General features: G+C 65.2%; 18 protein-coding genes, 3 tRNA genes and 1 riboswitch. Of the genes, 7 read left to right on the top strand and 14 right to left on the bottom strand.

The window, feature by feature from the left end; genetic code table 11:
* Window positions 1–10: 10 nt before the first annotated feature.
* Entirely contained in the window at window positions 11–451 is a 441-nt protein-coding gene (locus QP457_RS08125) for a group III truncated hemoglobin (protein ID WP_205403938.1), read from the bottom strand.
* A gap of 180 nt (window positions 452–631) precedes the next feature.
* Here QP457_RS08125 and QP457_RS08120 point away from each other — a divergent pair, with 180 nt between their 5' ends.
* Window positions 632–913: a hypothetical protein gene (locus QP457_RS08120; RefSeq protein ID WP_108266615.1), complete on the top strand. Its 282-nt coding sequence runs from the start codon at window positions 632–634 to the stop codon at window positions 911–913.
* Window positions 910–1,959, top strand: coding sequence for a 4Fe-4S dicluster domain-containing protein (locus QP457_RS08115; RefSeq protein ID WP_180167602.1), 1,050 nt, complete (start codon window positions 910–912; stop codon window positions 1,957–1,959). The genes QP457_RS08120 and QP457_RS08115 overlap by 4 nt, the downstream gene beginning before the upstream one ends.
* Window position 1,960: 1 nt before the next feature.
* On the opposite strand, the gene QP457_RS08110 is transcribed toward QP457_RS08115, so the two are convergent.
* Together QP457_RS08110 and QP457_RS08105 are read right to left on the bottom strand one after the other, a co-directional pair.
* A complete protein-coding gene (locus tag QP457_RS08110) occupies window positions 1,961–2,197 on the bottom strand; it encodes a hypothetical protein (protein ID WP_025875165.1) in 237 nt (78 codons plus the stop codon).
* Between the two features lie 351 nt (window positions 2,198–2,548).
* A complete protein-coding gene (locus QP457_RS08105) occupies window positions 2,549–2,758 on the bottom strand; it encodes a hypothetical protein (protein WP_180167603.1) in 210 nt (69 codons plus the stop codon).
* Window positions 2,759–2,836: 78 nt separating this feature from the next.
* On the opposite strand from QP457_RS08105, the gene QP457_RS08100 reads away from it, so the two are divergent.
* Together QP457_RS08100 and crcB are read left to right on the top strand one after the other, a co-directional pair.
* Window positions 2,837–3,277 (top strand): helix-turn-helix domain-containing protein, encoded by a 441-nt coding sequence (locus QP457_RS08100; RefSeq protein ID WP_223880016.1) that lies wholly within the window; start codon window positions 2,837–2,839, stop codon window positions 3,275–3,277.
* A 22-nt stretch (window positions 3,278–3,299) separates the two neighbouring features.
* A riboswitch (Fluoride riboswitch) is annotated at window positions 3,300–3,363 on the top strand.
* Window positions 3,364–3,444: 81 nt separating this feature from the next.
* Entirely contained in the window at window positions 3,445–3,837 is a 393-nt protein-coding gene (gene crcB, locus QP457_RS08095; RefSeq protein WP_100552116.1) for a fluoride efflux transporter CrcB, read from the top strand.
* 3 nt (window positions 3,838–3,840) lie between these two features.
* On the opposite strand, the gene QP457_RS08090 is transcribed toward crcB, so the two are convergent.
* The gene (locus QP457_RS08090) at window positions 3,841–4,674 is read right to left on the bottom strand and encodes an AraC family transcriptional regulator (RefSeq protein ID WP_205403939.1); all 834 of its coding nucleotides are present in this window, start codon (window positions 4,672–4,674) and stop codon (window positions 3,841–3,843) included.
* A gap of 94 nt (window positions 4,675–4,768) precedes the next feature.
* A complete protein-coding gene (locus QP457_RS08085) occupies window positions 4,769–5,284 on the bottom strand; it encodes an ATP-binding protein (RefSeq protein WP_205403940.1) in 516 nt (171 codons plus the stop codon).
* A 261-nt stretch (window positions 5,285–5,545) separates the two neighbouring features.
* Here QP457_RS08085 and QP457_RS08080 point away from each other — a divergent pair, with 261 nt between their 5' ends.
* Complete coding sequence (locus tag QP457_RS08080; RefSeq protein ID WP_205403941.1) at window positions 5,546–6,628, top strand: hypothetical protein; 1,083 nt, start codon at window positions 5,546–5,548, stop codon at window positions 6,626–6,628.
* A 13-nt stretch (window positions 6,629–6,641) separates the two neighbouring features.
* Here QP457_RS08080 and QP457_RS08075 read toward each other — a convergent pair whose 3' ends face one another.
* Window positions 6,642–6,911 (bottom strand): hypothetical protein, encoded by a 270-nt coding sequence (locus QP457_RS08075; RefSeq protein ID WP_089240177.1) that lies wholly within the window; start codon window positions 6,909–6,911, stop codon window positions 6,642–6,644.
* Between the two features lie 132 nt (window positions 6,912–7,043).
* Entirely contained in the window at window positions 7,044–7,682 is a 639-nt protein-coding gene (locus QP457_RS08070) for a winged helix-turn-helix domain-containing protein (protein WP_286041424.1), read from the bottom strand.
* A 243-nt stretch (window positions 7,683–7,925) separates the two neighbouring features.
* Here QP457_RS08070 and QP457_RS08065 point away from each other — a divergent pair, with 243 nt between their 5' ends.
* Window positions 7,926–8,495 carry a flavin reductase gene (locus QP457_RS08065; RefSeq protein ID WP_240196354.1) on the top strand — a complete coding sequence of 190 codons (570 nt, stop codon included), beginning with the start codon at window positions 7,926–7,928 and terminating at the stop codon, window positions 8,493–8,495.
* Between the two features lie 9 nt (window positions 8,496–8,504).
* Here QP457_RS08065 and QP457_RS08060 read toward each other — a convergent pair whose 3' ends face one another.
* The 5 genes from QP457_RS08060 to QP457_RS08040 all read right to left on the bottom strand — a co-directional run bounded on the left by QP457_RS08060 (window position 8,505) and on the right by QP457_RS08040 (window position 10,285).
* Complete coding sequence (locus QP457_RS08060; protein ID WP_240196355.1) at window positions 8,505–9,050, bottom strand: DUF4124 domain-containing protein; 546 nt, start codon at window positions 9,048–9,050, stop codon at window positions 8,505–8,507.
* Between the two features lie 90 nt (window positions 9,051–9,140).
* Window positions 9,141–9,710: a DUF998 domain-containing protein gene (locus QP457_RS08055; RefSeq protein WP_205403944.1), complete on the bottom strand. Its 570-nt coding sequence runs from the start codon at window positions 9,708–9,710 to the stop codon at window positions 9,141–9,143.
* Between the two features lie 129 nt (window positions 9,711–9,839).
* Window positions 9,840–9,913 (bottom strand) — tRNA-Cys (locus QP457_RS08050).
* Window positions 9,914–9,979: 66 nt separating this feature from the next.
* Window positions 9,980–10,055 (bottom strand) — tRNA-Gly (locus QP457_RS08045).
* Window positions 10,056–10,209: 154 nt separating this feature from the next.
* Window positions 10,210–10,285 (bottom strand) — tRNA-Gly (locus QP457_RS08040).
* 74 nt (window positions 10,286–10,359) lie between these two features.
* Here QP457_RS08040 and QP457_RS08035 point away from each other — a divergent pair.
* Window positions 10,360–10,815: a hypothetical protein gene (locus QP457_RS08035; protein ID WP_205403945.1), complete on the top strand. Its 456-nt coding sequence runs from the start codon at window positions 10,360–10,362 to the stop codon at window positions 10,813–10,815.
* Between the two features lie 14 nt (window positions 10,816–10,829).
* Here the strand turns inward: QP457_RS08035 and QP457_RS08030 are convergent, their stop codons facing one another.
* Together QP457_RS08030 and QP457_RS08025 are read right to left on the bottom strand one after the other, a co-directional pair.
* Window positions 10,830–11,741 carry an HlyD family efflux transporter periplasmic adaptor subunit gene (locus QP457_RS08030; RefSeq protein ID WP_205403946.1) on the bottom strand — a complete coding sequence of 304 codons (912 nt, stop codon included), beginning with the start codon at window positions 11,739–11,741 and terminating at the stop codon, window positions 10,830–10,832.
* The gene (locus QP457_RS08025; protein ID WP_180167610.1) at window positions 11,741–12,466 is read right to left on the bottom strand and encodes an ABC transporter ATP-binding protein; all 726 of its coding nucleotides are present in this window, start codon (window positions 12,464–12,466) and stop codon (window positions 11,741–11,743) included. Before QP457_RS08025 ends, QP457_RS08030 begins: the two co-directional genes overlap by 1 nt.
* Window positions 12,467–12,472 lie beyond the last annotated feature (6 nt).

Below are 12,472 nucleotides of genomic sequence, written 5' to 3'. Positions count from 1 at the left end.
TTGACCCAGATCAATCCCTGGCGGGGACGCCCAGCACCGGCAGCATGACCTGCGGCCAGCGCAGCATCTGGTAGCGGCGCCAGAAGGTTTCGGCGATGCGGGCGGCCACATCGTCGGCCAGCGCCTGCATCGGCGGGTTGTTGCATTCGGCCGTGGTGATGTGGAACAGCACCAGCCAGCGATCGAACAGATCCTTTTCCAGATCGATTGCCATGTGCTTGGACATCGGCGAGCCCTTGAACCTGCGCGTCCCGCGCAGCATCGCCGACCAGAAATCCACGAGCTGCGCGAGGTGTTCCGGCCAGTCTTTCACGTGACCTTCGAACACCGGCCCCAGACGCTCCTCGTCACGCACGCGCGCGTAGAAATCGTGAACCAGCCGGGTCACTTCCTCCTCGCTGCACAGCTCTGGTGAAGCAACGGGAATATCGGTCTTGGGCGTTGCGTTCATCAGGGCACCAAATGCGGATCGGCAGTGTGCCGCAGACCGCCACCACTACTGTTGATCCAGATCAATGTCAGCGCACTGCGGCGCACCTAGGCTGACACGCTTGCAGGAAGCATGCCCTGCGGATGCTGCGCCAACCACGGCGAAGTATACGCGCCGCCCTCTTCTTCAACCCGAACCCGCATGAACACACCGTCTTCCAGCCGCCAGCGGCGTATCCAGCAGTGGGGCGCAGTCCTGTGGCCCAGCTTCATCGCCGCCGGCCTGGCCTGCGTGGTGTTCTTCGCCTTCGTCGATCCACTGCGGCTGCAGGCAATCAGCTTCCCGGGTACGGCCATCAGCCGTGAGCTGGGCTACACCGCAGGGTTCTTCATGTTCTGGGCCGTCACCGCACTTTCCAGCGCGGTGACCGGCTACCTGCTGCGGCCGATGCCGAGCGAAGAGGATGAGGAGCCACTGGGATGAGCGTCGCCACGAGGCCGCCACCGCACCCATGGCGTTGGCGCCGTGCGCTGGGCCTGGCACTGCTGATCCTGTTCCATGCCCTGCCGTGGCTGCAATGGAATGGGCGGCAGGCCCTGCTGCTGGACCTCAACGCGCGCCGCTTCGACCTGTTCGCGTTGACACTGTGGCCAGACGATATCGGCGTGCTGCTGGGCCTGCTGGCGGTGATGGCAGTGGGTCTGGCCCTGCTCACCCATCTGGCCGGCCGCGTTTGGTGCGGGCATGCCTGTCCGCAGACGCTGTGGACACGGGCCTTCGATGGGATCGCGCAGGCCCTGGCCCGCGTGCTGCCCGCGCAGGCAGCGCGGCCGTTTACCCACGTGGTCTGGTTGCTGCTGTCGCTGTGGACCGGGATCACCTTCGTAGGACTGTTCAGTCCGATCCGCGAACTGGTCGCCGGCGCGTTCGATGGCAGCTGGAGCGGCTGGGAGACCTTCTGGGTGCTGTTCTATGCCGGCGCCACCTGGGGCAATGCCGGGTTCCTGCGCGAGCAGGTGTGCCGATCGCTCTGTCCGTTCGCGCGCATGCAGCCGTTGCTGACCGACCCGCATACCCCGCGCATGTTGTATGACCCACGCCGCGGCGAGCCACGCGGCGCCCGCCCGCCGGCATTGGGCGGCGTGCTCGGGCGCGGTCGTGGCCTGCTCGACCCGACCACCGCGCAGGACTACGTTTTCCGTGCTGCACATCCACTGCTGGCCGGACCGATGCCGACCTTCAGTGCGGATCGGCTGGGCGACTGCATCGATTGCATGGCCTGCGTACGCGCCTGCCCGATGCAACTGGACATCCGCCATGGTCCACAGGCCGATTGCCTGGCCTGCGGCGCCTGTCTGGAAGCGTGCACCCGGCAACAGCAGCAGGCGGGCTTCGGGCCCGGCCTGATCAGCTATTGCAGCCCGCAGGTGATGGCAGGCCAGCCGCGCCGGTGGTGGCGCCCCCGCACCACTGTCCTCGCATCGATGCTGCTGGCGCTGTTGGCCTGTGGCGTCTGGCGCCTGTTCTGAGTCAGCCCGGGTCGCCCGGGCGCGGCGGTACCAGCTGGGCGCGACGGACGATGCCCAGTTGTTCGATGATCAGCGCCATTTCGTTGGTGACATCGGTCCGCCCGGTCCCCTGCGGAACCAGACGATCAAGCACCTGCTGGTAGGTATCCCAGAACGCCGGACCGCATCCGTGTTTGTGATAACTGGCTTCCAGTTCGCGGCGTACCCGTTCAGCCAAGCCATGCATGCCGTATTCCATACGACCTCCGTTTGACTTGTTCTGCATCGTTGACGGTCGACCAATTCACTTGCGAGCTACTGAAAGACTCCCGGCCTTCACAACCGGTTGATGCCAATTAGTCATAGATTTCACGACACGTCAATTACAGGGCACGACTTTCGCGATTGAAATTATTAATCGTTCATGAAAGGCCGTGACGAAGGGGATCGCGAATCTCCGTGCCGATGTCGACACTGCTCGCCAACGAACCCGGGTGCCCATCACAGATCAGGCCATCGCTGCGAGCGGGGCGATCGATTCTGCCTATATTGCTAAGCATGCTTAGCAAATTGACCTTAGCGGTCTGTCTGCGACAGTCTTGGACGCATCTCATGCGATTTCATCGTTCGGATCCTGATCCAGAGGGAACAGCGCGGGGTACCGCTGCTGCAGGATGTAGCGCCTCAGCGGCGGGATGGGAAAGCCTCTGGGCCATTGCGAGACAGCGGATCTGCTGATTCCAAACAATCTGGCGAGCTCCGCGTCGGTGGAAAAGCCCAGCCGCGCGCGGACCTGCCGCTTGCTCCAGAATTCGTCCATTTTCGATCCCTTTCATCATCAAACTTATTCTTGCGCCAAGGCCTCTTTCGATTCCACGCGTTAAGCTGGCTTGCATAGATGAATACTCTTGGACAACGACTCGCGGTCGCCATGAAGGACGCCGGGCATGCCCGCCCGGCCGACCTGGCGCGTGCCGCCGAAACGACGACGGCAACGGTCAGCAACTGGCTCAACGACCACGTCAAAGCCAACCACGTGAAAGCCGAACAGCTGTTCCGCATCGCCGATGCGGTGAAGCTGGACCCGCGGGAGCTGCTGTTCGGCCCGTTGGGACGGGGTGTCGGCGAACGCGGCACGGCCTACATGCACATGCCCAGCGAAGCCCATCTGGATGTCTGGCAAGCGGCCTATGAGCTGGTCGCCCACATCCTTGCCGAGCGCGGCCTGGAGGTCGGCTACCGCCGTGAAGCCACGCTGGGGCTGATGGCCCATGACCTGCTGATGGAGGGCGTCAGCCGCGGCAAGGTCGCACGCGTGGTGATGACTGCCCTGCCCTGACCCATCGCGGGCTGGTAGCATGGCCGCCGATGGGGATGGGGCTCCCCCGATAACCGCCTGAGATGGCTGATGGCTCCTGCTGCGACGAACCCGGCGTTCGTCGATGGCAGGCATTGCCCGCCATTGCGTACGCCGTCGAACCTGCGAACACGCACTCGAGGCAAGCAATGCAGACGTTGAACAACTATGTGCTGGTATTCCTGGGCGGCGGTGTCGGCGCCTGCCTGCGTCACGCCTGCAATCTGATCGGCGCCCGCGTCGCCGTCGGCAGTTCGTGGCCCTGGTCGACCTTCCTGGTCAACATCAGCGGCGCCTTGCTGATGGGTGTAGTGGTGGAGGCATTTGCCCTGCGCAACGGCGCCTCGCCGCAACTGCGCCTGCTGCTGGCCACCGGCATTCTTGGCGGCTACACCACGTTCTCCACCTTTTCGCTGGAAACCGGCCTGCTGCTGCAGCGGGGCCAGCATGGCCTGGCCGCACTCTACGCGGGCGGCTCGGTAGCCCTGGGCCTGGCCGGGCTGTTCGCCGGCATGAAGCTGACCCGGCTCGCGCTGGGGTGACACTCAACCGGCAGCGACGCGCGCCTGTCCCCGCCACTGTCGTGGCGATTGCCCGGTGTGCGCCTTGAACGCCCGCGACAATGCCGCCTCGCTGCCATAGCCGACCTCGTCGGCGATCCGTTTCAACGGCCGGCCCTGGCGCAACGCCTGCTGTGCCAGGCCAACCCGCCACCCCTGCAGATAGTGACCGGGGGTGGTTCCCATGGCCTCGCGGAAACTGGCGGCGAACACGCTGCGTGACATGCCGGCAACGTCAGCCAGATCCTCCAGTGTCCAGGCCTGGGCCGGTGCCTCATGCATCGCCACCAGCGCCAACCGCAGGCGTGGGTGGCCGAGCCCGGCGAACAGGCCGCCGCGCATCTCGCCCCCCTCCATCAGCTGCCGCAGCACCTGGATCATCACCACCTCGAACAGACGGTTGACCATCACCGCTCGACCGCAACGTTGCTCGAATGCCTCCTCGAACAGCAGCTCCAGGGCGGCATGGCCGCCGTACAGATCGGCCAAGGGCAGGCAGATGAAATCGGGCAGCGCCGCACTGATCGGGTTGAGCCTGCCGCCCTCGAAATGAAGGTTGGCGCAGGCCATGTCGGCGCCGTGCCGGGGATCGGTATGGAAGCGGTGCGGCATCGGGCGCGGATACAGCAGCAGGCTGGGAACATCGACCTGCACCGTCTGCCCGCCATGGCTGACCTGCAACGGACCGCGCCGCACCAGATGCAGCTGGCCGGCCTCGCCCTCTCCTTCGAGACTGTTGATGCCACACAGCGCGCCGGCATGGAACACCGAGGCGGTGACCGCGAAGCGTTCGAGCAGGATGGCGAGACGATCGGCCATGACGGGACTCCAGATCAAGCGGAAGAAGGCAGATACGTCAGATCGTATCGGATTCAAGACCTACCGGCACGGCGGCTCAAGCCGGAACAAGGGCTCATCCTCCGGGTAGGTGGATCACGTCGAATCCCTCTTCCTCGGCAGGAGCAACGAAATGGCGGGTAATCCGCTCGAACTCGGCCTCCGTAGCCTGGAATGGATGCGCGCCAGCAGCATTGCGCGCGCGCAGCCTCGCCTTGCAGACCTCATCAGGGACGTCCAGGAAGTGCAGCCGATGCGCCGCGCCGGCGCGAACGAATATCTGCCGCGCCCATGCGCGGCTGGCGGGGGTATTGGAGGGAAAGTCGAGCACTACCGACACCCCCGCCTGCAGCAGGCAGCAGACGTGGTCGGTAAGTATGCCGCGCAACGCCGCCGCGTTCCGCAGGTAGTCGGCCACGGACGTGATCTGGCCGGGATAGAGTGCCGCCAGCCAGGTGTCTTCGCAGATCAGTGCAGTCCGCGGCTGCATCGACAACTGCCGGGACAGCGTGGATTTGCCTGCTCCGATCTTGCCGCATACCAGGTGCAGGGTGGCCGGGCAATCGTGTGTACTGGTGGGAAGTAGCTGCATGTGCCATCTCCGAGGGCGAAGGAACGTCGATCGCCCGGGAGCGGTGGCAGCCCGCCCTCCCGGGCGGGTTGCATGGCTGGAACAGCCGCGCGCTAACCCGCCTTCCCGTGGGGAATTCGGATAATCGCCGGAATGCGCTGGGTCACCATTCCCCCACACTAGCGTCAGATCAGGCGCCTGGGCAAGCCACTGATGCGGTGCAGCGCGCCCCTTGCACTATCCAGCCCTATCCTCGCCACACGCCCTGCAAGGAAGGTCACGATGCGTCCACTTTTTCGACTCGCCCTGGCCGTGGCCCTGCTGCTGCCACACACCCCGCTGTCCGCCGCACCTGCAACCACGCCGCGCACCTCCAGCGGCGAACTGCAAGGCGCACGCTGGCGCCTGGACGTGCCCACCGGCTGGAACGGTGAACTGGTGATGCTGGCGCATGGCTATGAACCGGTCGGCGTTCCGCAGCCTTCACCGATGCCGGCCAACGACAGCACCGCCGGCCTGCTTGCAGCGGGCTACGCCGTTGCCCAGAGCGCCTATGCCAGCCAGGGCTGGGCAGTGGCAGATGCGATCGACGACATGGAACGCCTGCGCGTGCTGGCCCTGTCCGAATTGAAGGACGTACATCGCACCTGGATCCTCGGCTTTTCGATGGGCGGCGCGGTAGCCATCGCCACCCTCGAACGCCTGCCGCAGCACTACAGCGGCGGCGTGTCGCTGTGCGGCGCCAACCTGCCCGGCGAGCAGTTGGCCAATGACCTGCTGACCACACTGGTGGCGTTCGATTATTTCTTCCCCGAGGCCGAGGGGCTGCCCCGCCAGGGCCTGGTATCGGCAGACGCTGCGGCGCTATCGCAGATGGCGCTCTATCAAGGCATCGCTGCCGCGCTTCAGAGCCGGCCCGCCGTGGCTGCGCAACTGGCCACACGACTGCAGGTAAGCGCCGAGGCATTGCCGGGCACGATCAGCCTGCACGCGATGATCCTGCACGAACTGGCTACGCGCGCCGGCGGCATGCCGGTCGGCAATCTGAGGACTGTCTACCGCGGATTCGGCGACGACAAGGCGTTCAATGCGGGCGTGCAGCGGCACGTGCCGGTCGCGCTGGCACAGCGATATGTGCGCGGCAAGCTGGCATTGACCGGCGCGGTCAAGCGGCCGCTGGTGATCCAGTTCAACAACAATGACCCAAGCATCGTGCCGCGCATGCAGGCGGTGTATCCGCAGCTGGCAGAGCGCGCAGGCGCCACGTCATTGCTGCGTGTCCTGCCTGCGGTTGGCGGAGGCCACTGTGGCTTTGTGGATTCGCAGGTGGTCGAGGCGCTGAAGGCAGCAGCGGCTCCCCTCTGAGCAGCCGAACGGATCAGTGGCCCAGCGTACCCATGGTGAAGGTATACCCGGAGCGCATGAGGAAGTCGCGCATGCGCAGCTCGGCGCGGCGCGGCGACGGAAGATCCGGCGGGCCATACAGCGCATAGACCACGCCAGCGCCCTCGATGCGCTCGCGGCGCACATCACAATGACGGCTCTCCGAGGCGAGGACCCAGCCGTCCTTCAGTTGATCGGGGCCGATGGACTGCCCGTTCTTCAACCGGAATGTAAGCCAGCGCACATCTGCGGTGGATCTGCTCATTGCCCGCCAGCTGCATCGTGCATGCAGCCCCTCATGTCCTTGCCTGCCATTGCTGCTCCCGAAGACCAGAACTCGACCATACCCCGTCGCCATGTCGTGGCCGGCTGAGACTGACAGGGCACATGGTGGGTCTCAGTCGCCCACGTCGAACAACCTGCGGAACGCTTCCTGCCCGGCGGGTGTGAGCCGCAGTTCGCGCCGCCCCTCGAGGCGACGCAGCCAGCGGTTCTGCAGGAAGCTCTCCAGCATGGCTTCGCCGACCATGCCGGCCATGTGCGGGCGACGCTCGGTACAGTCCAGGCACCCGCGGCAGTAGCGCTCGGGCTTCACCTGCGGTGATCGCGCGATCAGCTCTGCCAGCGGCTCGCCCACGGCGCGCAGGACGTCGGCGCCATGAGCCGAGATCTGCCAGTGGTCTGCCGCCGCGGTGATCGCTCCGGTGCTCAGCAGGTGGTCGGAGATGGCGACGGCGTATTCACCGGCCAGGTGCCGATAGCAGGTACGCGCCCGGCGGAAGCCGGCATCGACCCGCACGGTTCGTGGAGAGAGCGGCGGCCGTTGATCGCTGAAGCGCAGGATGCCTTCCAGCATGTCGGCGACCTCAGCCGAGGCAAGCCGGTGATAACGGTGGCGTCCCTGCACAGCTACAGCCAGGATGCCGCCATCGAGCAACCGCCGCAGATGACTGCTTGCCGTCTGCGGCGAGATGCCAGCCACGCCAGCCAGCTCGGATGCCGTGTGCGCGCGGCCATCCATCAACGTCAACAGCATGGCCGCGCGTGCGTGGTCACCGACCAAGGTGCCGACATTGATGAAAGCGCGGGAGGTCTGGACCATGGCCGCATTGTGGCATGCGCCCTGCCACGCATCATTCGACCCGGATCGAAGCTTCCGCGCGCTTGCACAGGGCACAGTGATCGCCCGAAACCCACAACTTCCAGCATGCGAGCAGAAGACATCCAACGCCGCTGTATCACTCCCTCCGTGCTCTATCCGGGAACGCCGGTGGTGCTGATGACCACGTTGAACGAAGACGGCAGCGCGAACATCAGCCCGCTTTCTTCATTCTGGGCGCTGGGCGACCGCGTGGTGCTCGGCATCGGCGAACAGGGCCAGGGCTGCAGCAATCTTCTGGCACGCGGCGAATGCGTCCTGAACTTCGCAGATGCCACCCAGGCGGCGCAGGTTGAAGCCATCGCCCGCGCCACCGCGCGCACCCCTGTGCCGGATTCGAAGCGTGATATGGGCTACGTACATGTGCGTGACAAGTTCGCACTGGGTGGCTTCACCCGCGTCGACTCGGTGCAGGTTGCACCACCGGCGATCGCCGAATGCCCGCTGCAGGTGGAGGTCGCGCTGCTTGCCTCGCATCGACCCAGCGGAACGCAGGATCAGGGCTTCATGATCGTCGAGGGACGGATCTGCCGGGTGCATGCACACGAGGCGATCACCATTGCAGGTACCCAGCACATCGACGTGCAGCGCTGGGCACCGCTGATCTACCTGTTCCGCCACTATGTGGGCACCACCATTCCGGTGGCGCGCAACTTCCGTGCTGACGCTCCTTCGCAGCTGACTGCATGACAGCTGCGATCAGGAAGAAGACGCTGGCGCGTTCGAGTACTTCTCATGCACCTCTTTTTCGCGGCCGCGACGCGCGCTCGAACAACGCTCGCGCGCTGTCGACATCTGGCTGTCGGCCGAGGTCCGTTCCGAGCTCAACGACTGCTGCAGGCTGGAAATCTGCGCGCGGATGCCAGATTCGCTGGTGGCACCGGCCAGATTGCTGCTGGCAGCAGCCAGTTGCCGGTTCAGATCGGCCACCTGTTGATTGACCGCCTGGCTGCGCGATTCGAACGGGCCATAGATGCGCGACTGCTCGCTCTGCAGACAGTTGCGCTCGGCAATGCCGGCGTCATTCATTTCGGTAGTGCGGTAGACCGCGGTGCGGTTGGCAAGCTCGCCAACCGATTCCGATGCGGCGCGGTTGGAGCGCAGCTTCATCGGCTCCGCGCCTGCGGCGCAGGGGCTCTGCGAGTAGGTGGTCTCACCGGACGCACCCTTGCACTTGTAGACCTGCGCCGACGCCAGCGGCGCGACCAGCAGCAGCGCCAGCGCGATGCCAGGTTTCATGTTCATGCCAGACCTCCTGTCCGGGGCCCTGCGGCCCGTTTGGCCATACGCTACGACTGATCGTGCGTCCGGGCAAATGCCCTCACGCCCGGCGAATCAGCGGCGGAATGAACGCAGCTCCAGCGCCGCCACGGTGTACCAGCCGAACGCCGGCAGCAGCGCAAGGCGCTGGGTGAGGCCGCGATAGGGCTCCGGATCGAAGCCGGACATCATCAGCCACAGATAGGCCATGCCCAGCAGCGAGCTGGCGCGCGCAAACCATGCCATCCGCGTTGACGCCTGTGGGCCCAGCTCTGCGAGGAACAGCAGCGGGGTCAGGATCGAGAAGATGCCGATGCCATAGAGGCCATGCATGGGGCTGCCGATGGTGAAGACGCCATTGCTGACCATGGACACCCCAAACAGGGTGGAGGTGAGCGCAGTGAGCGCGAAACGGCGGCCCTGGGCGAGCAACGCGAGGCTGAAGAGGATGATGGCCGAGCCACTGGCCACCGGGCCGGCCTGCACCGCCTTGGCTTGCAGCCCCGGCAGCAGGCCAAGCTCGCTGAGGTGCTGCGAGAGCGAGTGGTAGCCGGGCACGGTGAAAGCAAAAGCGATCAACGCCAGCATGGCGCCGAGGGGGATGTACACGGCCTGCTGGATCGCCAGGTTTCGCACTGCGGTCACCACTGCTGAAGAGGAGAGCGGCGACGTTAGCAGCCGGCCCCGCCGGGTCGCATGTGCATTTTGGTACAGCCTGCCGGCGCCGGATTGCGCGCAAAGAAAAAGCCCTGACCGGAGTCAGGGCTTTTCAATTGGAGGCCTCAAGCGGAATCGAACCGCTGTAAACGGATTTGCAATCCGGTGCATAGCCACTCTGCCATGAGGCCAACGTACTGCGATCAGGAACGAAGCCCCTGACATGACAAAACCCCGCGATGGGGCCTGTCGGAACATGGAGCGGGAAACGAGACTCGAACTCGCGACCTCAACCTTGGCAAGGTTGCGCTCTACCAACTGAGCTATTCCCGCATAAGCCGTCATGGTACCGGAAGCCCGGGACACACACCAGCCATTTCACAACACTTTTCACTTTTCTGACTGCGCGCAAAGCCTTGTGGCTCAACATGCCCCGCCTTGCCGTGGCGGGAGAAAAACAAGGCCCCAACCGGGGCCCTGTGCAATCTGGAGCGGGAAACGAGACTCGAACTCGCGACCTCAACCTTGGCAAGGTTGCGCTCTACCAACTGAGCTATTCCCGCAGATTCTCCGACCTGCGTCGAAGGAGCGCTATTGTGTCGAAATTCCTTCACGCCGTCAACAGCCCGCCTACCCGATGAACCCGGTCACGAGACCTCGCTACGCCCGCCTGTTCTGGATCCTTGTCGCCCTCACCTGGCTGGCGGTGGTCGCCGCATTGGTCAATGCGGGCTTCACCCCGGACTACTGGATGTTGCGGCACTTCGAAGGCGGAACCCTGCCCTACCCGACCAGCAGCGTTGTCGTGTTCGCGCTGTTGAGTACGGTCGAGCTGGTGATCGCTGCGCTGATCGTGCGCCCCTGGAGATTCGACCGCCTGTGGCTGCGACTGTTGATCGCCGTCGTGCTGCTGCTGGCGTGGACCTTCCCGTGGCTGGCGTCGATGATGCACCAGCCACCGGTACAGGGAATGCACCTGCTGTGGTTGCTGCTTCTGGACGTGGGATTGCTGCTGGCGCTGTGCGTGGTGTCACTGGTCAGTGCGTGGCGGGCGTTTGCCAAAAGGAAACAAGCAGGCCGCGCGCGCTCATAGAGAGAGCGGCGCAATTACTTCCGGAACTCCACCCGCACGTGCTGGCCGACGCGCGCCTTTGCCGCACTCTCGAACTCCAGCACGCACTCCACCACTTTGGCCACGCCGCGCCCTGCATCCTCCGGCAACCGCGCCGGTGCGAACACAGGGCTGATGCGGACCACGCGTGCCATCGGCAGCGGCTTGCCCTCGGTGCCATCGCTATCGATCACTACCGTCGCGCGCATGCCCACCTGCACTGCATCGGCATAGGCGGCGCTGAGCTCAGCGCGCACCTGCAGGGGCCGCGCCGGCAGCAATGAAATCGCCGGCTTGCCGGCCGGCACGAATGCACCCACGCCGGGCACCTGACCGACCACGGTGCCGGCATCCGGCGCGGTCAGCGACATCTGCCGCAGTTTGAGCCTGGCGTGCTCCAGTTTGTGCTGGGCCATCTCGACCTGCGCGCCAGCCACATCGACATCGGCGCGAACGCCAGCCAACTGCTGCTTTGCCGCGTCGGCCTGCTGGTTGGAAGAGACGCCTTCGCTGGCGCCGGTGGCAAGACGCGTGGCGTTGCGCTCCAGCTCGCGCAGCTGTGCCTGGCTGCCATTCAGCCGGTCGGTAGCCAGCGCGAGATCGGCGTTGGCCATGCCCACTTCCTGTTCAAGCAGTGCGCCATCCAGGGAGAGCAGGACATCGCCCTTGCGGACCACCGCCCCCTCCTTCACCGGCGCGGTGCTGACGGAGCCATCCATAGATGGGACCAGTGCAATCAGCCCGCCTTCCACATCGATGATGCCGCGGGCGACGGCCACCTTGTCCGCGCTGGTGGATGTAGATGCGGCCGGCTGTGCGGGTACGGGTGCATCCTTGCTGCAGGCACCCAGCAGCAATGCCATGCCCAAGGAGAAGCTGAGGGAGAACAACGGCGGCAATCTGGTCATCAGTTGGGCTCTACGGTTTCGTTCTGGCGGCGGTCATCGCGGACCGTGCCGTCTTCCATGGCGATCACCCGATCCGCATGGCGGATCAGGCGTGGATCGTGGCTTACGCACAGCACCGTGGCCTGATGTGCGCGTGCATAGCGGTGCAGGATGTCGATCACACGCTGGCCGTTCTCGGCATCCAGTGCGCTGGTGGGCTCATCGGCAAAGATCAGCGTGGGTGACTTGGCGAAGGCACGTGCAACCGCGACACGCTGCTTCTCGCCGCCGGACAACTGTGCCGGACGCATGTGGCTGCGGTGCGAGAGACCGACCTCGTCCAGCGCCTGCCGCGCCAGCGGCTCGCTGTCACGGTTGCGCATTCCGCGATAGCCCAACGGCAGCTGCACCTGTTCCAGCGCGGTCAGTGCCGGAAACAGATTGAAGCCCTGGAACACGAAACCAACATGATGCAGGCGGAAGCGCTCCACCTCACTGCGGGTCATATGGCTGACGTCCTGGCCAAGCGCATGCACGCGGCCGCCATCGGGCGTGGAGAGTCCGGACATCAGCGACAGCAGCGTGCTCTTGCCGCAGCCGGAGGGGCCCGACACCAGGGTCAGTTCGCCGGGATAGATGTCCAGCGACAGGCCACGCAGCACGGGAACGTGCACATCGCCGGACACGAAGCCCTTTTCCAGTGCGTCGGCACGCAGGGTCGGGGACGTGATGGAGGTGTTTTTCATCGGTCG

This window comes from Stenotrophomonas sp. As-7 (genome assembly GCF_030291015.1).
GTDB lineage: Bacteria > Pseudomonadota > Gammaproteobacteria > Xanthomonadales > Xanthomonadaceae > Stenotrophomonas > Stenotrophomonas lactitubi.
This window is presented reverse-complemented; position numbering and strand designations above follow the sequence as displayed.